Source organism: Planomonospora parontospora (genome assembly GCA_014647935.1).
In the GTDB taxonomy this organism is placed as follows: domain Bacteria; phylum Actinomycetota; class Actinomycetes; order Streptosporangiales; family Streptosporangiaceae; genus Planomonospora; species Planomonospora parontospora.
The window spans coordinates 167,288-185,529 of record BMQD01000002.1 but is presented as its reverse complement, the minus strand read 5'-3'; the positions used below and the strand labels follow the sequence as shown (position 1 = coordinate 185,529).

General features: G+C 72.7%; 13 protein-coding genes. 5 read left to right on the top strand and 8 right to left on the bottom strand.

Translation table 11 applies throughout. The annotated features are described in order from the left end of the window. Positions 1-221: 221 nt before the first annotated feature. The 5 genes from ilvC to IEZ07_RS03865 form a co-directional block, all read right to left on the bottom strand. Entirely contained in the window at positions 222-1,217 is a 996-nt protein-coding gene (ilvC, locus tag IEZ07_RS03885) for a ketol-acid reductoisomerase (protein ID WP_507763330.1), read from the bottom strand. 121 nt (positions 1,218-1,338) lie between these two features. Beyond that, positions 1,339-1,863 carry an acetolactate synthase small subunit gene (gene ilvN / locus IEZ07_RS03880; protein WP_068897615.1) on the bottom strand — a complete coding sequence of 175 codons (525 nt, stop codon included), beginning with the start codon at positions 1,861-1,863 and terminating at the stop codon, positions 1,339-1,341. A gap of 83 nt (positions 1,864-1,946) precedes the next feature. Further along, positions 1,947-3,908, bottom strand: coding sequence for an acetolactate synthase large subunit (locus IEZ07_RS03875; RefSeq protein WP_301549304.1), 1,962 nt, complete (start codon positions 3,906-3,908; stop codon positions 1,947-1,949). A gap of 11 nt (positions 3,909-3,919) precedes the next feature. Next, positions 3,920-6,637: a putative bifunctional diguanylate cyclase/phosphodiesterase gene (locus tag IEZ07_RS03870; RefSeq protein ID WP_301549301.1), complete on the bottom strand. Its 2,718-nt coding sequence runs from the start codon at positions 6,635-6,637 to the stop codon at positions 3,920-3,922. A gap of 224 nt (positions 6,638-6,861) precedes the next feature. Beyond that, positions 6,862-7,770, bottom strand: coding sequence for a 2-hydroxyacid dehydrogenase (locus IEZ07_RS03865; RefSeq protein ID WP_191893534.1), 909 nt, complete (start codon positions 7,768-7,770; stop codon positions 6,862-6,864). An 88-nt stretch (positions 7,771-7,858) separates the two neighbouring features. Between IEZ07_RS03865 and IEZ07_RS03860 the strand changes: the two genes are divergently transcribed. Both IEZ07_RS03860 and IEZ07_RS03855 read left to right on the top strand, forming a co-directional pair. Further along, positions 7,859-8,998: a PQQ-dependent sugar dehydrogenase gene (locus IEZ07_RS03860; RefSeq protein WP_239319456.1), complete on the top strand. Its 1,140-nt coding sequence runs from the start codon at positions 7,859-7,861 to the stop codon at positions 8,996-8,998. Between the two features lie 366 nt (positions 8,999-9,364). Then, on the top strand, positions 9,365-10,336 hold the full coding sequence (locus IEZ07_RS03855; protein ID WP_191893533.1) for a hypothetical protein: 972 nt from the start codon (positions 9,365-9,367) through the stop codon (positions 10,334-10,336). Between the two features lie 21 nt (positions 10,337-10,357). Here the strand turns inward: IEZ07_RS03855 and IEZ07_RS03850 are convergent, their stop codons facing one another. The 3 genes from IEZ07_RS03850 to IEZ07_RS03840 form a co-directional block, all read right to left on the bottom strand. Then, positions 10,358-12,154 carry a VanW family protein gene (locus tag IEZ07_RS03850; RefSeq protein ID WP_191893532.1) on the bottom strand — a complete coding sequence of 599 codons (1,797 nt, stop codon included), beginning with the start codon at positions 12,152-12,154 and terminating at the stop codon, positions 10,358-10,360. Positions 12,155-12,562: 408 nt separating this feature from the next. After that, a complete protein-coding gene (locus IEZ07_RS03845; RefSeq protein WP_191893745.1) occupies positions 12,563-13,207 on the bottom strand; it encodes a response regulator in 645 nt (214 codons plus the stop codon). Positions 13,208-13,263: 56 nt separating this feature from the next. Next, positions 13,264-14,850, bottom strand: a complete 1,587-nt coding sequence (locus tag IEZ07_RS03840; RefSeq protein WP_239319459.1) for an ATP-binding protein — start codon at positions 14,848-14,850, stop codon at positions 13,264-13,266. A 178-nt stretch (positions 14,851-15,028) separates the two neighbouring features. Here IEZ07_RS03840 and IEZ07_RS03835 point away from each other — a divergent pair, with 178 nt between their 5' ends. The 3 genes from IEZ07_RS03835 to IEZ07_RS03825 are packed head-to-tail and all read left to right on the top strand — an operon-like array spanning position 15,029 to position 18,126. After that, positions 15,029-15,994, top strand: a complete 966-nt coding sequence (locus tag IEZ07_RS03835; RefSeq protein ID WP_191893531.1) for a Bug family tripartite tricarboxylate transporter substrate binding protein — start codon at positions 15,029-15,031, stop codon at positions 15,992-15,994. After that, positions 15,994-16,614: a tripartite tricarboxylate transporter TctB family protein gene (locus tag IEZ07_RS03830; RefSeq protein WP_239319462.1), complete on the top strand. Its 621-nt coding sequence runs from the start codon at positions 15,994-15,996 to the stop codon at positions 16,612-16,614. Before IEZ07_RS03835 ends, IEZ07_RS03830 begins: the two co-directional genes overlap by 1 nt. Then, positions 16,615-18,126 carry a tripartite tricarboxylate transporter permease gene (locus IEZ07_RS03825; protein ID WP_191893530.1) on the top strand — a complete coding sequence of 504 codons (1,512 nt, stop codon included), beginning with the start codon at positions 16,615-16,617 and terminating at the stop codon, positions 18,124-18,126. The last annotated feature ends 116 nt before the right edge of the window (positions 18,127-18,242 follow it).

Genomic DNA, 18,242 nt, shown 5'->3' with positions numbered 1-18,242 from the left:
GGACGGCCGAGGGGTCTCCTCGCCGCTCCCCCGCGTGCCCCGCGGGCCCTTTCGTCCTCCGCCGCCGCCGTCCGGGCGGTCACGGCGGGCACGGGACCCGCAGGGCGCTCCCGGCCGACCCCCCACCGGGAGAAGACGACGCCCCCGCGACGGTCATCCGTCGCGGGGGCGTCGCCGTACGGGGGACTCCCCGTACGGCCGGCACCGGAGGGTTCCCGGGCCTACTTGTCCTTGAGCCAGCTCATCATCGGGCGGAGCTTGGCGCCGGTCTTCTCGATCGGGTGCTCGGCCAGCTCCTCGCGGTAGGCGGTGAAGCGCTTCTGGCCGCCGTCGAACTCGTCGACGAGCTCCTTGGCGAACTCGCCGGACTGGATCTCCGCCAGGATGCGCTGCATCTCCTTCTTCGTCTCCGGCGTCACGACGCGCGGGCCGCGGGAGTAGCCGCCGTACTCGGCGGTGTCGGAGACCGACCAGTACATCTTGTGGATGCCGCCCTCGTACATGAGGTCGACGATCAGCTTCATCTCGTGCAGGCACTCGAAGTAGGCGACCTCGGGCTGGTAGCCGGCCTCGATCAGGGTCTCGAACCCGGCCTTGATCAGCTCGGAGACGCCGCCGCACAGCACGGCCTGCTCGCCGAAGAGGTCGGTCTCGGTCTCCTCGGTGAAGGTCGTCTTCAGCGCGCCCGCCCGGGTGCCGCCGATGCCCTTGGCGTACGACAGGACCAGCGGCCAGGCGTTGCCGGTGGCGTCCTTCTCGACGGCGACGAGGCACGGCACGCCGCGGCCCGCGGCGTACTGGCGGCGGACGAGGTGGCCGGGGCCCTTGGGGGCGACCATCGCGACGTCGACGCCCTCGGGCGCCTCGATGAGGCCGTAGCGGATGTTCAGTCCGTGGCCGAAGAAGAGCGCGTCGCCCTGCTGCAGGTTCGGCAGGATGTCCTGCGCGTACAGGTGGCGCTGGATGTGGTCCGGCGCGAGGATCATGATCAGGTCGGCCTCGGCGGCCGCCTCCGCCGGGGTCAGCACGCGCAGGCCGTCGGCCTCGGCCTTCTCCCTGCTCTTGGAGCCCTCGGGCAGGCCGACGCGGACGTCCACGCCGGAGTCCCGCAGGGAGAGCGCGTGGGCGTGGCCCTGGCTGCCGTACCCGATGACGGCCACGACGCGGCCCTGGATGATCGACAGGTCGGCCTGGTCGTCGTAGAAGATCTCAGTCACTTACTTGAACCTTTCAGGGTTTTGTACGGCTCTGCTCGCGGTCGGGCTTCCCGCCCCGCGCGCGTCGCGCCCGTCCGGATCCGCTCCGGGCGGCCGCTCCGCTCGCTCGGCGATCCGCCCGCTACGCGGTCCGGTCCAGGGCCCGGAGGGAGCGGTCGGTGATGGAACGGGCGCCGCGGCCGATGGCCACCATGCCCGACTGGACGAGTTCCTTGATGCCGAACGGCTCCAGGACCTTGATGAAGGCCTCCAGCTTGTCCGGCGTCCCGGTGACCTCGATGGTCACCGCGTCGGAGGCGACGTCGACGCAGCGCGCCCGGAACAGATTGACCAGTTCCAGCACGTTCGAGCGGGTCTCGGCGTCGGCCCGCACCTTGATCAGCATGAGTTCGCGTTGGACCGACTGGCCCGGGTCGAGCTCCACGATCTTCAGCACGTTGATCAGCTTGTTGAGCTGCTTGGTGACCTGCTCCAGGGGCAGTTCCTCGACGTTGACCACGATGGTCATCCGCGAGATGTCCGCGTGCTCGGTCGGACCCACCGCCAGCGAGTCGATGTTGAACCCGCGGCGGCTGAACAGCGCCGCGACGCGCGCGAGCACGCCGGGCTTGTTCTCCACCAGGACGGAGAGCGTGTGCCTGCTCATGCGTTCCTCCTCGCCTGGCGGCTCGTCGACGCATTCGCAAGCTCGCTGTGTCTCTTGGTTCGCTCGCTGCGCTCGCTCACGTCCTACTCCTCGCTGTCCCAGACCGGCGCCATGTCGCGCGCGAACTTGATGTCGTCGTTGCTGGTCCCGGCGGCGACCATCGGCCAGACCATCGCGTCCTGGTGGACGACGAAGTCGATCACCACCGGCACGTCGTTGATCTCCATCGCCTTCTCGATGGTCGCGTCCACGTCCTCGGGACGCTCGCAGCGCAGGCCCACACAACCGTACGCTTCCGCGAGCTTGACGAAGTCGGGGATCCGGCGGACCGTCTGCAGGTCGGTGTTGGAGTAGCGCTCGTTGTAGAAGAGCGTCTGCCACTGGCGGACCATGCCGAGGTTGCCGTTGTTGATGACCGCGATCTTGATCGGCACGCCCTCGATGGTGCAGGTGGCCAGCTCCTGGTTGGTCATCTGGAAGCAGCCGTCGCCGTCGATGGCCCAGACCGTGGCGTCGGGGCGGCCCATCTTGGCGCCCATCGCGGCCGGGACCGCGAAGCCCATGGTGCCGGCGCCGCCGGAGTTGATGAACGTGCCGGGCTTCTCGTAGCCGATGAACTGCGCGGCCCACATCTGGTGCTGGCCGACGCCCGCGGTGTAGATCGCGTCCGGACCGACGAGCGCGCTCAGCCGCTCCATGACGTACTGCGGGGCCAGCGAGCCGTCCTCGAACTCGGTGTAGCCGAGGGGGTAGGTCTTCTTGTAGGTGCCGAGGGCCGTCCACCAGTCGGTGTAGTCGCCCTTCCGGTCGTCCGCGCGCACCATGGCGATCAGCTCGGTGAGGACCTCCTTGCAGTCGCCCACGATCGGGACGTCCGCGTGCCGGTTCTTGGAGATCTCGGCCGGGTCGATGTCGGCGTGGACCACCTTGGCGTACGGCGCGAAGCTGGACAGCTCGCCGGTGACCCGGTCGTCGAAGCGCACGCCCAGCCCGATGAGCAGGTCGGACTTCTGCAGCGCGCCGACCGCCGACACCGAGCCGTGCATGCCGGGCATGCCCATGTGCTGCGGGTGGCTGTCGGGGAAGGTGCCGCGCGCCATCAGGGTGGTGACCACCGGGATGCCGGTCAGCTCGGCGAACTCCAGCAGCTCCGGCGAGGCGCCCGCCTTGTGCACGCCGCCGCCGACGTACAGCACCGGCCGCTTCGCCTCGGCGATCAGCTTGACCGCCTCGCGGATCTGCTTGGAGTGCGGCCGGGTCACCGGCCGGTAGCCCGGCAGCTGCATCGCCGGCGGCCAGCTCGGGAAGGTCGTCATGGCCTGGAGGGCGTCCTTGGCGATGTCGACCAGGACCGGGCCCGGGCGGCCGGTGGAGGCGATGTGGAAGGCCTCCAGGATCGTCCGCGGGATCTCGGCCGGGTCGGTGACCAGGAAGTTGTGCTTCGTGATCGGCATGGTGATGCCGGAGATGTCGGCTTCCTGGAACGCGTCGGTGCCGATCGCGGCGCTCGCCACCTGGCCGGTGATCGCGACCATCGGGACGGAGTCCATGTAGGCGTCGGCGATCGGGGTGACCAGGTTGGTCGCGCCCGGGCCGCTGGTGGCCATGCACACCCCGACCCTGCCGGTGGCCTGCGCGTAGCCCTGGGCGGCGTGCCCCGCGCCCTGCTCGTGCCGTACGAGCACGTGCCGGACCTTGGTCGAGTCGTAGAGGGGATCGTAGGCGGGGAGGATCGCCCCGCCCGGAATCCCGAACACGGTGTCAACCCCGACGTGCTCCAGCGCCCTCACGAGGGCCTGGGCTCCTGTCATCTGTTCGGTCATCGGCTCGTTCCTTGCGTGGCTGATGCGTGGCTGAGCTTCCTGCTGGCATAAAAAATGCCCCGTCCGCCTACGTGAGGCGGAGCCGGGGCGGCGCGCAGGTCGGAGTGCTTCGCTTAACGGCCTGCGCGCCGGCGAAGTACTACGCGGATCCCACGGTGATGCATGGCTCCACCATGACCGACGGAGCGTTCCGGCGTCAAATCCATGGAACGCAAGTCTCAGGATACGAGATGTCAGGCGGTGCCCTGCAGGCTGGAGGCGCCGGCCGGCATCAGCGAGTCGACGCCCCGGGCGGTCATCGGCCGCGCCACCAGGTATCCCTGGCCGTGCGTGCAGCCCATCTCCCGCAGCAGCTCCAGCTGCTCGGCGCGCTCGATGCCCTCGGCGACCACGGTGAGCCCGAGGTCGTGGCCGAGCCGCACGATCGTGCGGGTCAGCAGCGTCAGCGTCTCGTCCGAGCCGAGTCCCGACACGAACGACGGATCGATCTTGATCATGTCCACGGGGAGCTGGCGCAGGAACGCCAGCGAGGCGTAACCGGTGCCGAAGTCGTCGATCGCCAGCCGTACGCCCAGGTTCCGCAACGCCGAGAGGCGGTCGGTGATCTCCTCGGCGTCCTCGACCAGCATCTCCTCGATCACTTCGAGGGTGAGCGCGCTGGGCGGCAGGCCGCTCTCGGCCAGCGCCGACTCCACCGTCTCCACGAAGCGCGGTGCGATGATCTGCCGGGCCGACAGGTTGAGCGAGAGCCCGATGTCCCACGACGAGGCCCGCCACGCGGCCACCTCCTGGCACGCCTGGCGCAGGATCCACTCGCTCAGCGGCACGATCAGGCCGGTGTCCTCGGCCGGCCCCAGGAACTGCTCCGGCGGCACGAACGCGCTCCCCCGCCACCAGCGCACCAGCGCCTCCACCGCGGTGACCCGCGAGGTCGCCAGGTCCACCACCGGCTGGTACTCGATGGCGAACTGGTTCTCCAGCAGCGCCCGCTGCAGGTCCGCGGCGAGCTCCAGGCGGCGGACCACGTCGGCGTGCATGTGCGCGGCGAACACCTCGACCCGGCGCCCGCCCAGCTCCTTGGCGCGGGCCATCGCCACGTCGGCGTTGCGGATCAGGTCGGCCGAGGGCACGTCGTCGTCGGCGAAGGCCACCCCGACGCTCGCGGTCAGCGCGATGTCGCGGTCGGCCACCCGGAACGGCTCGGAGGAGACCGTGTGGACCAGCAGCTCGGCCAGGTCCACCGCCGTCTGCGCGTCCGCCCCCGTCTCCAGCAGCACCGCGAACTCGTCGCCGCCCCAGCGCGCCAGGGTGTCGTCGGCCCGTACCGCGGCGCGCAGCCGGCGCGCGGCCTGGCCGAGCAGGTAGTCGCCGCTGGCGTGGCCGACCGAGTCGTTGACCGAGGTGAAGCCGTCCAGGTCGAGGAAGACCACGACGGCGCGGCTCTCGCCGGGGCGGGCCAGCACCTCGCGGGTGCGCTCCTCGAAGTAGGCGCGGTTGGGCAGGCCGGTCACGCCGTCGTGGAAGGTGAGGTGGGCGACCTGGTTGCGCAGGGCCTCCTCGTCGCTGACGTCGCGGGCGGTGATCAGCAGCAGGTCCTGCCCGCGCACGTGCCGGGTGACCACCGACTCGGTCGGCCGCCAGGTGCCGTCGGCCGCCCGGACCCGGCAGGCGATCATGAAGGCCTCCGGGCCCCGGACCGGCTCCTCCTCCAGGCTCATCGCGCGCAGCGCCTCCTGGATCCCGGGCAGGTCCTCGGGATGGACGTAGTCGAAGACCGGCTGCCCGGTCAGCTCGTCGGGGCGGTAGCCGTACAGGATCTCCACGCCGGCGCCGACCTCGTGCATCACGCCGTCGTAGTCGCACAGCAGGACCACGTCGCCGGTGCTCTCCGCCAGGTCGCGCAGCTGCCGCTCGCCGAGGTCGACCAGGACCCGCGCGCGGCCGATCTCCGCCAGCGCCCCCGACAGCCGGACCAGCAGGACGACCACGACCGACGCCGAGACGACCGCCAGGACCTGCACCGGTCCCTGCGCGCCGCCCCTGAGCACCCGGAGGAGCACGACCGCGGTGGCGGCGGCGACCAGCAGCAGCGGCACCGCCGCGATCAGCGGTGAGGCGGGCCGCGGCACGGGCCGCTCCCCGTCGTCCTCCGGCGCGCGCCCGCTCCAGGGGACCGCGGCGAGCAGCAGGAACGCCATGGGGGCGGGCCACGCCCAGGGCATGGACGGGGTCTCCCCGGCGAGCCGGGTCACCGCGGTGGCCGTCTCCGCGACGGTGATCGCCCCGAGCACGGCGAGCGCCGCCAGGCCCACCGGCCAGGCCGACCGGCGGATCGGCACCACCGCCGGACCGACCACGCAGGTCAGCAGCAGGCAGAGCAGCGGCGGGGCGAAGTTGACCGCGAAGTCGCCCGCCCCGGCCGCCTCCCGGTAGACCGGGCCCAGCACGAGCACCCAGGCGATCACGAGGAGGGAGGCCGCGCAGACGTAGGCGTCCGACAGGTCCCGCATGAACGCCCTGCCGTACGCGGGCCGGGCCGCGGACAGGCCCGTGCCCACCGCCAGCATCGCCGTGCCGGCCAGCAGCACCAGGTCGGCGAAGTTCACCGCGAACGGCGTGCCGTCCGCGAACGGCCGGACGGCGGTCCCGGCCAGCCAGGTCATCGACCCCGCGGCGAGCCAGCGCCAGGCGAGCGCCCTGCGGCGGCCCGTCACCCGGGAGGCCGCGGCCAGCAGCGACACCGCGGCGATCCCCGCCGTCACGGCTCCCGCCACCGCACCCGCGGCCACGGCCTGGACGCCGCTGACGAGAGCGGCAACGAACCCCGCCACGCCGACCGCGGCGGCGGCCGCCAGAGGTGTCCGGGGATCACGCCAGCGGATCAATGTCGTCTGCCCATCCAGTGTCGATTCGTCCCGCTCGCGCGGCGTCCCTCTGTCCGTCGCGCTCACGGTGCCCCTCGGGCACGTCGTCCTGTGCTCTCCGTGTCCTGTGAAGTCCCCGGAAGAGCACAGGGCCAGTGTGTGCTCTCCGTTGAGCGCCGGAGGTGACAACACCGCAGTCGTCACCGTTCTGATAACCATGCGAGCGATCAGTGTCGCAGGAGACCACGATATCCACCGAAGGTCACGGGGCAGCCACGGTACGGATTCCTTTTCTCCCCTGCCTTTCTGTGTCAGTAAGATCCGGTAATGACGTTCTTGAGCGGCTCACCTGCGAGATAGCGCAGGAGCTGCGAGCGGAGCAGGCGCAGCGTGCGCCGTCCCGAGGCGGGGGTGCTACCCGCGACGTGCGGGGTGAGGAAGACCCCGGGGGCCGTCCACAGCGGGTGGCCGGGCGGCAGCGGCTCGGGGTCGGTCACGTCGAGCGCGGCCAGGATCCGCTTCTTCTCCAGCTCGGCCACGAGCGCGCCGGTGTCCACCACCCCTCCCCGGGCCGCGTTCACCAGCAGCGCGCCGTCCTTCATCGCGCCCAGGAACGCCGTGTCGACCAGTCCGGCGGTGTCGGCCGTGGCCGGGACCAGCAGCACCACCACGTCCGCCCGGGGCAGCAGTGCGGGCAGCTCGTCCTGCCCGTGCACGCCTGCCCGCGCGGTCCTGGCCACCCGGACCACCTCCACCTCGAACCCGGCCAGCCGCCGCTCCAGGGCCTCGCCGATCGAGCCGTACCCCACGATCAGCACGGTCGAGTCGGCCAGCACGCCCGTGTGGCGGTAGGTCCACTCCCCTTGCTCCTGGGCCCGGACGAAGCCGGGGAACTCCCGCAGCACCGCGATCATCGCGCCGACCGCCCACTCCGCGGTGCCCGCGTCGTGCACCCCCCGCGCGTTGCAGAGCGTCACCCCCTCCGGCAGGTGCGGCCGGTACGGCTCCACCCCCGCGGTGACGGTCTGCAGCAGCCGCAGGGAGGACATCCGGCCCAGCAGCTCCGCGGCCCCCTCCACCGTGACCAGCGGCGGGATCCAGACCTCGACCTCGTCAGCCCCCGCGGGCGCCGGCCCGCGGCCGTCGTAGACGACGCACTCCACGTCGGGCAGATCGCTCAGGACATCGGCGGCGGCCTCGGAGGGAACCCAGATCTTCATGGCATGGATTATCGCCGCCCGCGCTCACGAGCCCTTCCGCGGCACCGGTCGTGTATGGATAGAGGGACGGACGAGACGGGAGAGCCCCATGACCGGCATGACCTCACACGGCGCGGGCCGCACGCGCTGGGCGGCCCTCCTGATCGCGGCGTCCGCCGTGCTGGCGGGCGGGTGCTCGGAGGCCCCCGCCCCCGCCGCCTCCCAGCCGACCCGCCCCTCCCCGCCGCCGGGGTCACCGGCGGCGACCTCCCCGGCCGAGGAGCCCGGACCGGCCGCCGAGCCGCGCGTCCTGGCGAAGGACCTCGCCGTGCCCTGGGGGATCGCGTTCCTGCCCGGCGGCGACGCGCTGGTGACCGAGCGGGACACCGCCCGGCTGCTCCGGGTGACGGCGGCCGGGAAGGTCTCCGAGGTCGCGCGGATCGACGGCGTCCGGCCGGACGGCGAGGGCGGCCTGATGGGCGTCGCGGTCTCCCCCTCGTTCGAGCGGGACCGGCACGTCTTCCTCTACTACACCGCCGCCTCGGACAACCGGATCGTGCGCTACCGCTACGACCGCACCCTGACCGGCGCCACGGTCGTCCTCGACGGCATCCCGAAGGGCGCCATCCACAACGGCGGCCGCCTGGCCTTCGGCCCCGACGGCCAGCTGTACGCCTCCACCGGGGAGGTCGGCGACCGTTCCCTCGCCCAGGACCGGGACTCCCTCGCCGGCAAGATCCTGCGCATGACCCCGGACGGCAGGCCCGCCCCCGGCAACCCGTTCTCCAGCGTGGTCTGGAGCTACGGCCACCGCAACGTCCAGGGCCTGGCCTGGGACCCGTCGGGGCGGATGTACGCCAGCGAGTTCGGCCAGAACTCCTTCGACGAGCTCAACCTGATCACCAAGGGCGGCAACTACGGCTGGCCCGAGGTGGAGGGCACCGGCGGCGGCTCCCGCTTCATCGACCCGATCGCCACCTGGAGCACCGACGAGGCCTCCCCCTCCGGCCTGGCCTACGCCGACGGCTCCCTCTGGATGGCCGCCCTGCGCGGCGCCCGGCTCTGGCGCGTCCCGCTCACCGCGGACGGCGGGGCCGGCGAGCCCGTCCCGCTCTTCACCGACCGGTACGGCCGGCTCCGCGCGGTCGCCACCGCGCCCGGCGGCTCCCTGTGGTTCGGCACCAGCAACAAGGACGGCCGCGGCTCCCCCGCCGCAGACGACGACCGCCTCTTCACGCTCGCCCCCTGACCGCGGCGCGGGCGCGGACCGGCTACGCCGCGCCCGTGGATCGTCATGGAGCCGGTGCCGTGGATCGTCATGGAGCCGGTGCGCGGCCGGTCCCTGCAGGAGCACCTCTCGCGAGAACCGCTGACCCCGGCGGACGCGGCGCGGGTGGGCCGCGGAATCCCGGCCGCGCCGCGGACCGCCCACGACGTCGGTCCGGCGGCGGATCCGCGGGTCCTCCGCAAGATCTACCTCGCGGCGTCTTCACCCGTACATTCGACACAAAAGGATCATTTACCCTCTGTAGGCACACGTTCACGGACGCGAGGAATCCCGCGTCCGGACGATTCCATCCCCTCAAGGAAGAGGGGATCTACGGGGAGTACATCCATGAGGCGATGGATCGCCACTGTCACCACCACTGCCGCCGTCGCGGTCGCCGCCGCGGCGACCGCACCGGCCATGATCGCGCCCGCGCACGCGCAGGCCGCCCCCAAGGGACCGGTGACCGCGCCCGAGCGCGAGCAGGCGCGGGCCCTTCCCAAGGGAGCCGTGGCCGCGCTCAAGCGCCGGCAGGAGCGGGCCTCGGCCAAGAGAGCGGTGACCGCGCTCAAGCGTCAGTTCGTCGCCGGTCGCGGCGTCAAGGTCACGGAGACGATCACCAGCCGGCAGACCGGCAGCGGGGGCGCGTTCACCTCCCGGTTCCGGACGACGGGCGCGTACATGTTCGGCGCCTCCGGCGCGGTCGCTTCCGACCTCACCTACGCCCACGATTCCGGCGGTTCCGGAATTCGGGTCATCACGACGCGCAATGCGTCCTACACCTCCGGAGGCTTCTTCGGAGGCATGCTGCCCGAGGGCAAGACCTGGCTGCGCTGGCCGGGCCCGGAGAGCTTCTCCTCCTCGGTGGTCAACGCCCTGGAACCCACCACGCTCAAGGGCCTACTGGCCACCACGGAGAAGAAGCGCCGCGGCGGAAAGATCGACGGCGTCTCCACGACGCTTCGCACGGGCTCCATCACGGTCCGCCAGCTCTATGCGGCCTCGCCCTCCCTGCGGCGGCTGCTCGGCGAGAAGCCCCAGGGGGCGACCGGCGACCTCGTCATCGACTGGAGGCTGTGGCAGGACGGCAAGCAGCGCACCCGCAAGCTGGTCAGCTCCTACACCGAGTCGACGCAGGGCCTGCGGGGCAGCTGGCGCACGAAGGTCACCGCCACCAGCCTCTTCAGGGCCTGGGGCACCAAGATCACCATCAAGGCGCCGGCGGCCGCCTCGGTCCTGGACATCGAGGACTGGCAGCCCGAGGAGCCGCTGCCGGTGATGCCGGACCTGCGTCCGCCCCTCCCCGGCCGCGACCGGTGAGCACCGGGCTCCCTCCCCGGGCTAGTCGCCCTCGGTGGGAGCCTCAGTGGAGGCGACGCACTTGAGGTCGGTCTCGGGCTTGTAGACGGTCTTCTCCGTCTCCCGCTTGACCTCCTTGCCGTCCTTCTTGAAGACGCGGGTCACGTCGATGGTGAACCCCTGCTGACCGACCATCGGGATGCAGTCCGGGCCGCTGTCGGTCTTCCTCTCGAATGGGGTGACGTTGTAGCGCTCCGAGGAGATGGACTCGATCTCGTAGCGCTTGGTGCTCCAGAAGGCGACGGTGACCGAGGTGCTCGTGGTCGAGGTCTTCACCAGCACGCCGTACGGCGAGTCGTTCTTCCAGCGGAAGTCCGGCGCCGGCCAGGAGACCGTCGACTCGCGTCCGGCCGGGTAGCGGGAGATGTAGAACTCGTGCGCCATGTGCTGGACGTCCTGGAGACCGCCGAAGAACACCGCGTTGTACATCGTCGTGACGAACTGGGAGATGCCTCCGCCCACGGAGGGCACCAGCCTGCCGCCCGCGATCATGGGGGCCTCGACGAAGCCGCGGGCCGTGTCGCGCTCGCCGACGACGCCGTTGAGGGAGAAGGTCTCACCGGGCTTGACCAGGTGGCCGTCCAGCAGCTTGGCGATCGTGCGGATGTTGGTGACCCGGGGAGGGCAGCACTCGAACGGCGTGGTGAACTCGCTGATCTTCTCCTTGATGCCGAGCTTGCGCAGCTCGGCCTCGGAGGTGCGCGGCCGGACCGTCGTGAGGCTGACCGGGATCGTCCGGCTGCCGCCCTCGGAGACCAGCTCCGCCACGGCGGCGGCGAGCTTCTTGTCGTCCACGCCCCGGCCCTTGCGGCCCGGGACCAGCTCCGGCTTGCCGCCGACGATCCGGAAGGTGGGTTCGCGGGGCGCCTGTGCCTGGTCGACCAGGTCCTTCTCGACTGTCGCGACGGCCTTCCTGGCGTCGAAGACGGGCCGCATGCCGCCGGAGTCGCCGGGCTCGAAGGACAGGTGGGCGGCGACCGTCTCGACCGGGAGGACGGCCTGCCGCGCTCCCGCCTTCAGGGTGATCGGGCCGGACAGGGCCTTGCCCGCGGAGGCCGCGGTCTTCGCGACCACGGCGGCGGTGACCTTCGGCTTGATCACGGTGACCGGCAGCTCCACCGGCCCGGCCGGGCCGAGGTAGGCCTTCTGGATCGCGGCGGCCGCGGCCGCCTTCTCCAGCTCGCGGCCGTCCCGGGGCTTCACCGTCACCGGCTCGACGCCCTTGAAGCGGACCGCGCCCTCCACGACCTCCCGGTCGATGTCCTCGGCCAGCGCCGCCACGGCGGCGTCCAGCCGTTCGGAGTCGACCGAGTGCCTGGGGTCCAGCTCGGTGGTGCCGGTGAGCGCGCGCCACACCTCTCCCGGGGTGGGGAAGTCGCTGGGCGCCTGGTCGATGGTGGCGACCACGTCGAGTTCGAGGCCCGCCTTCTCGGGGTCCAGTTCGTGGCGCTTGCCGAAGGCCGTCAGCACCATCGGCTCGCCCGCCCGCTCCGCCAGCCGCTCCCTGAGCCGGTCGGCCGCCTCGGTCGCGGTGAGCCCGCCGATGTCGACGCCCCGGACCCGGGTGCCGGACAGGATCTTGCCGGACATGGCGACCGCGGGGACCGCGTAGGCGAGAGCGGCCAGGACCAGCAGGAGCACGGTGACGAGGAGGAGCCTCCGGCTCCGGCCGCGCGGGGCCCGCTCCTCCCGGCCGGGGGGACCCGCCGGGGAGGGATCGCCGGGGCCGCCCTGCGGCGGGCGGGGCGGAATCGGCTGCTCGGGCGGCGGGGCCGCCATCCGCCAGGGCTGGGGCGGGGACGCGGCCTGCGGCAGGCCCGTTCCTCCCGCGGCCGGTCCGGCGGTCCGGCCGAAGCCGGCGGGCTCCCCGGAGGGCCCGAAGATGTCGGGTGAGACGCCCGGAGGGAGGCGGGGGCCACCGGTCGGGGCGGCGCCCGGAGTGCCGTTCGGGGCACCGTTCGGGGCAGGGCCCGGCCGCTCCGCGGCGGGCCGGCGCGGGTCCCGTGACCCGGCTGCGGCGCCCGGTCGGACGGGGTGCGAGGGCAGGGGGACCGCGGCGAACGGATCCGTCGGTGGTTCGGTTGGCCTTCCGGCGTTCCGCACGGCCTCCGTCCCCTCCTTCACGCTTTCTCCCCCCGGCAACCCTAAACCACAATGGTCGGCCATCGCCCCCGAAGGGGTAACAAATCAACCGGTCCACAGGTAGCGGTGCTCCGGCCGGCCGGCGGTGCCGTACCTCGGCCGGAGGCGGGTCCGGCCGGTGGCGCACAGGTGCTCCAGGTAGCGCCGGGCGCTGACCCGCGACAGTCCGGTGAGCGCCGCCACCTCGGTCGCCGACAGGTCGGCGCCCGCCTCCCTGAGCACGTCCTCCACGAGGGCGCAGGTCGTGCCGGACAAGCCCTTGGGCAGCGGCTGCGGGCCGCCTCCGCTCCCGCCCTCGCCGAACAGCCGGTCGATCTCGCCCTGGCCCGCGCCGGAGCCGATCGCGGAGAGCTGCCGGCGCAGGTCGGCGTAGCGCTCCAGCCGCTCGGTGAGCGCGCCGGCCGCGAACGGCTTGACCAGGTAGTTCACCGCGCCGCCGTGCATGGCCGCGCGCACCGTGGCCGCGTCGCGCGCGGCGGTGACGACCAGGACGTCGACGGGGTGGGCGGCGCCTCTCAGCGTCCTGAGCACGTCCAGTCCCGACATGTCCGGCAGGTAGATGTCGAGCAGCACCAGGTCCGGCCGGTGCCGCGCCACCGCGGCCAGCGCCGTCTCCCCGGTGTGCGCGGCGCCGACCACGGTGAACCCGGGCACCCGCGCGACGTACCCGGCGTGGATCCTGGCCACCATGAAGTCGTCGTCCACGACCAGGACGCCGGTCTGCGGCGCCGTTCCCCGGGGGGCGCTCACGCGGCCTCCTCCCTGCGGGGCAGCAGGGCCGTGAAGACCGCGCCGCCCGCGTTGTGCACCCGGATCCAGCCACCGCGCCGCAGGCAGGCCTGCCGGGTCAGGGCCAGGCCCAGCCCGCGGGGGCCGGACCGGGCGACCTTCGTGGTGAAGCCCTCCCGGAACACCTCCTCGGCCAGCGCGGGGCTGACGCCGGGGCCCGAGTCGCCGACGCGGACGTGCAGGCCGTCCTTCTCGGTGCGCACCGAGACCTCCACCGTCCCTCCGATCTCCTCCAGCACGTCCAGGGCGTTGGCCACCAGGTTGCCGACGACGAGCACGGCGTCCTGCGGGTCGCCGAGCGCGCCCTCCTCCACCCGGCAGTCGTCGGCGAGCACCAGGGTCGCGCCCCGCTCGGCCGCCTCGGCGGACTTGGCCAGCAGCAGCGCGGCCAGGGTCGGGTCGGCGACCTTCTCCCTGATGCCCGCGGAGTGGTGGCCGATCACCTCGGTGGTCCGGGTGATGTAGCCGATCGCCGTCTCGTGCTCGCCGAGCTCCAGCAGGCCGACGACGGTGTGCATGCGGTTGGCGAACTCGTGGGCCTGGGCGCGCAGCGCGTCGGTCGTGCTGCTGGCCTGGTCGAGCGCGCGCGCCAGCCGTACCAGCTCGGTCCGGTCGCGCAGGGTGACCACCCAGCCGTTGCTCCGCCCGCGTACGGCCACCGGCATGCGGTTGAGCACCAGCACCCGGTCGCGGTGCAGGACCACCAGGTCGTCGCCCTCGTCCTCCCCGGCCAGCACGTCGCGCATGCGGTCGGAGAGCGGCATCTCCTCGATCCGGCGGCCGACGTCGCAGGGCGACAGGCCGAGCAGTTCCCGGGCGGCGTCGTTGAGCAGTGTCACCCTGCCCTGCAGGTCGAGGGCGACCACGCCCTCCTTCACGCCGTGCAGCACGCCTTCGCGCTGCTCCAGCAGGGAGGCGATCTCCGCCGGCTCGAGGCCGAAGGTCTGCCGGCGGACCCGGCGGGCGATCAGCGCGGCCCCGGCCGATCCGGCGAGGAGCACGGCCAGCACGGTCCAGAGCAGCGGCGGCAGGGCCGCGCCGAACTGGCCCGCGACGGTCTCCTCCAACACCCCGACCGAGGTCAGGCCGATGATCGCGCCGGAGGCGTCGCGGACGGGGGCCTTGCCCCGCACCGAGCGGCCGAGGGTCCCGGTCTGGACGCCGGTCCAGGCGCGGCCGGTGGACAGGACCGGTGAGCCGTCGGTGGACAGCCGCCTGCCGATCAGCTCCGGGTTGGGGTGGGTGTAGCGGATCTGGTCGCGGTTGGCGATCACCACGTAGTCCGCGCCGGTCGCGGCCTGCACGCCCAGCGCTATCGGCTGCAGGACCGACGGTGGGCGGGGGTGGGCGAACGCCTCCCGCACCTCGGGCAGCCCGGCCACCGCCTCGGCGATGGCCAGGGCCCGCTGCTGGTGCCGCCGCTCGAGCTGGTCGCGCAGGTGCTCCGTCCAGACGCCCGCCGTACCGCCCGCCGAGAGCAGCACGACCGCCATCTGCAGCACGAACAGCTGGGTGCCGAGAGAGGCGCTGAGGATCTTTCGCACGAGTACTCCCAGGTCAGAGACCTCATGAAAGCACCCGGAGGTCACGGCCGGGTCGCGGGCGGCCCGGCGGCCGTGACCAATACGACCGATACGACGGCAAGCACGCAAAGCATCGACAGCGCGGCGCGCACCCCCCAGCATCCTCACCACGCCGTTTCTTTCGTTGTCAGGAGATGACATGCGCCTTCGCAGACTCGCGGTCCTGGCGATCCTGCCGCTCGCCGCCCTCACGGCCTGCGGCTCGGGGTCGGCCACGGGCACCAGCGCGCTGAGGATCATGGCCCCCGCCTCGCCCGGCGGCGGCTGGGACCAGACCGCCCGTACGGCGGAGCAGGCCCTCAAGAGCCTCGACCCGTCCCGCAAGATCGAGGTCTACAACGTGCCGGGGGCGGGCGGCACCATCGGCCTGTCCCAGCTGGAGCGGGAGAAGGGCAACGGCGACCTGCTGATGACCATGGGGTTGGTCATGGTGGGCGCGGTCGAGCAGAACAAGTCGCAGGTGACCCTGGCCGACACCACGCCCGTGGCGAAGCTGGTCGAGGAGTACGAGCTCGTCGTCGTCCCCGCCGAGTCCCCGCACCGGACGCTGGCGGACCTGGTCGCGGCGTGGAAGGCGGACCCCGCGAAGATCGCGGTCGCGGGGGGTTCGGCCGGCGGCACCGATCACATCGTGGCGGGGCTGATGGCCAAGGCCGCCGGGATCGACCCCAAGCGGGTCAACTACGTCGCGCACTCCGGCGGCGGCGAGGCGCTGAACGCGCTGCTGGGCAACAAGGTCGCGATGGGCGTCTCCGGGGTCGGCGAGTTCGCCGAGCACGTGAAGTCGGGACGGCTGCGCGCCCTCGGCGTGTCCGCTCCGGCGCGGATCGCGAGCGTGGACGCGCCCACGCTGAAGGAGGCCGGCCTGGACGTCGAGCTGGCCAACTGGCGCGGTTTCGTCGCCCCCCGCGACCTGGACGAGGAGGCCCAGAAGAAGCTGGTCGACCTGGTCACCAAGATGCACGGGTCGCAGGCGTGGAAGGACGCGGTGGCCAAGAACGGCTGGACCGACGCCTTCCAGGCGGGCAAGCCGTTCGCCGACTTCCTGGCGGCCGAGCAGATCCGGATCAAGGCCATCATCGCCGAGATGGGGCTCGTCTCCTGATGTCCTCCGACATGTCCTCGCACGAGGAGCCGGAGGAGCGCCCTGCCGCCGGGGCCGCCGGGGCCGCCGGGGCCGGTGGAACCGCCGAGGCCGAGGGCGGGCCCGCCGTACCGGAGCGGAGAGCCGCCGGGAGCGGGTGGGACTGGCGGCGGCCGGAGCTGGTGATGGCGCTGGTCGTCGCGGGGCTCGGCGGGTTCGTGCTCGCGGGTACGGCGGACGTCTCCGCCGCCAGCTCCACGCTGGGGCTGGGGCCCCGCTTCTTCCCTGTGCTCGTCGGGATCGCGCTGCTGCTGATCGGGGTCTGCTACGCGGCCGACGTGGTCCGCGGCGGCCGCGGCGACCCGGAGGAGAGCGAGGACGTCGACGCCGCCGCCCCCGCGGACTGGCGGACGGTGGCCCAGGTCAGTGTGATCTTCCTGGCCTTCGCGGGCCTGGTCGACCCGCTGGGCTGGATCATCGCGGGCGCGCTGCTGTTCTTCGGGCTGGCGGTGACGCTCGGCGCGGAGCACCGGCTCCGGGCGGGCGCACTCGCGATCGTCCTGTCCACCCTGTCCTACCTGGCCTTCGTCAAGGGCCTGGGCGTCTCGCTGCCCGCCGGGCTGCTCTCGGGGGTGATCTAGGTGGAGTCGTTCCGGTTGCTGCTGGACGGGTTCGCGACCGCGCTCACCCCGGTCAACCTGCTCTACGCGCTGGCCGGGGTGACCCTCGGCACGCTGGTGGGGGTGCTGCCCGGCATCGGCCCGGCGATGACCGTGGCCCTGCTGCTGCCGATCACCTTCAACGTGCCCCCGGCCGGCGCGTTCATCATGTTCGCCGGGATCTACTACGGCGGCATGTACGGCGGGTCCACGACCTCGATCCTGCTCAACACGCCCGGTGAGAGCTCCTCGATGATCACCGCGCTGGAGGGCAACAAGATGGCGCGGCGCGGCCGGGCCGCCCAGGCCCTGGCCACGGCGGCGATCGGGTCGTTCGTCGCGGGCACGATCGCCACGGGCCTGCTGGTGGTCGCGGCCCCCCTGGTCGTGGACTTCGCGATCTCCTTCGGGCCGGAGGACTACTTCGCGCTGGCGGTGCTGGCGTTCACCGCGGTCTCGTCGGTGCTCTCGCGCTCGGTGGTGCGCGGCCTGGCCTCACTGGGGTTCGGCCTGGTCATCGGCCTGGTCGGGATCGACGAGCAGACCGGGCAGGCCCGGCTGACCCTGGGTGTCCCGCAGCTGCTCGGCGGCATCGAGGTGGTGGTCGTCGCGGTCGGCCTGTTCGCGCTGGGTGAGGCGCTCTACGTGGCCTCCCGGCTCCGCCACGGCGAGCCGGAGATCATCCCGGTCGGCCGGGCGTTCCTCGGCCGCTCCGACTGGTCCCGGTCCTGGCGGCCGTGGCTGCGCGGGACCGCGCTGGGCTTCCCGTTCGGCGCGCTGCCGGGCGGCGGCGCGGAGATCCCGACGTTCCTGTCCTACTCGATCGAGCGGCGGCTGGCCCGCGGGGTCGCCCGCGAGGAGTACGGCAGGGGTGCGATCGAGGGCGTCGCGGGTCCCGAGGCGGCCAACAACGCCTCCGCCGCAGGCACCCTGGTCCCGCTGCTCACCCTGGGCCTGCCCACCTCGGCCACCGCCGCGATCATGCTGGCGGCCTTCCAGCAGTACGGCCTGCAGCCCGGCCCCCAGCTGTTCGACCACAACCCGGCCCTGGTCTGGGGCATGATCGCGTCGCTGTTCCTGGGCAACGCCATGCTGCTGGTGCTCAACCTGCCGCTGGCCCCGGTCTGGGCGAAGGTGCTGCACATCCCCCGGCCCTACCTCTACGCCGGGATCGTGCTGTTCGCCGCGCTCGGCGTCTACGCCCTGAACGCCTCCTGGGTCGACCTGGTGGTGCTCTACGTCCTGGGTCTGCTCGGCTTCGCGATGCGCTGCTTCGGCCTGCCGATCGCGCCCGCGGTGATCGGCATGATCCTGGGCCCGATGGCGGAGATCCAGCTGCGCCGGGCGCTGGCCATCGGCGCGGGCGACGCCGCGGTCCTGGTGCGCAGCCCGATCGCGGCGGCCCTGCTGGCGCTGTCGCTGCTGGCCCTGCTCACCCCGCTGGTCAGGGCGCTGGTCAGGAGGCTGCTCGCACGCCGGGCGGGGAGCCGGTGACGCCGGGGACCGCCCGCCCCCTTCCCGCGGGCGGTCCCGGAACCGGCCGCCCGTTCTCTCCCCGCGGGGCCGGCACGGGCCGCCCGCCCGTTCTCCTCGCGGGCGGCCCCGGCACG

What these genes read in the sequence shown, in the direction of transcription:
- IEZ07_RS03855 (WP_191893533.1), top strand. Translation starts at nt 9,365, where the DNA reads ATGAGGCGATGGATCGCCACTGTCACCACCACTGCCGCCGTCGCGGTC.
- IEZ07_RS03865 (WP_191893534.1), bottom strand. Translation starts at nt 7,770, where the DNA reads ATGAAGATCTGGGTTCCCTCCGAGGCCGCCGCCGATGTCCTGAGCGAT.
- IEZ07_RS03835 (WP_191893531.1), top strand. Translation starts at nt 15,029, where the DNA reads ATGCGCCTTCGCAGACTCGCGGTCCTGGCGATCCTGCCGCTCGCCGCC.
- IEZ07_RS03845 (WP_191893745.1), bottom strand. Translation starts at nt 13,207, where the DNA reads ATGGTGGCCAGGATCCACGCCGGGTACGTCGCGCGGGTGCCCGGGTTC.
- IEZ07_RS03830 (WP_239319462.1), top strand. Translation starts at nt 15,994, where the DNA reads ATGTCCTCCGACATGTCCTCGCACGAGGAGCCGGAGGAGCGCCCTGCC.
- ilvN (WP_068897615.1), bottom strand. Translation starts at nt 1,863, where the DNA reads ATGAGCAGGCACACGCTCTCCGTCCTGGTGGAGAACAAGCCCGGCGTG.
- IEZ07_RS03860 (WP_239319456.1), top strand. Translation starts at nt 7,859, where the DNA reads ATGACCGGCATGACCTCACACGGCGCGGGCCGCACGCGCTGGGCGGCC.
- IEZ07_RS03850 (WP_191893532.1), bottom strand. Translation starts at nt 12,154, where the DNA reads ATGGCGGCCCCGCCGCCCGAGCAGCCGATTCCGCCCCGCCCGCCGCAG.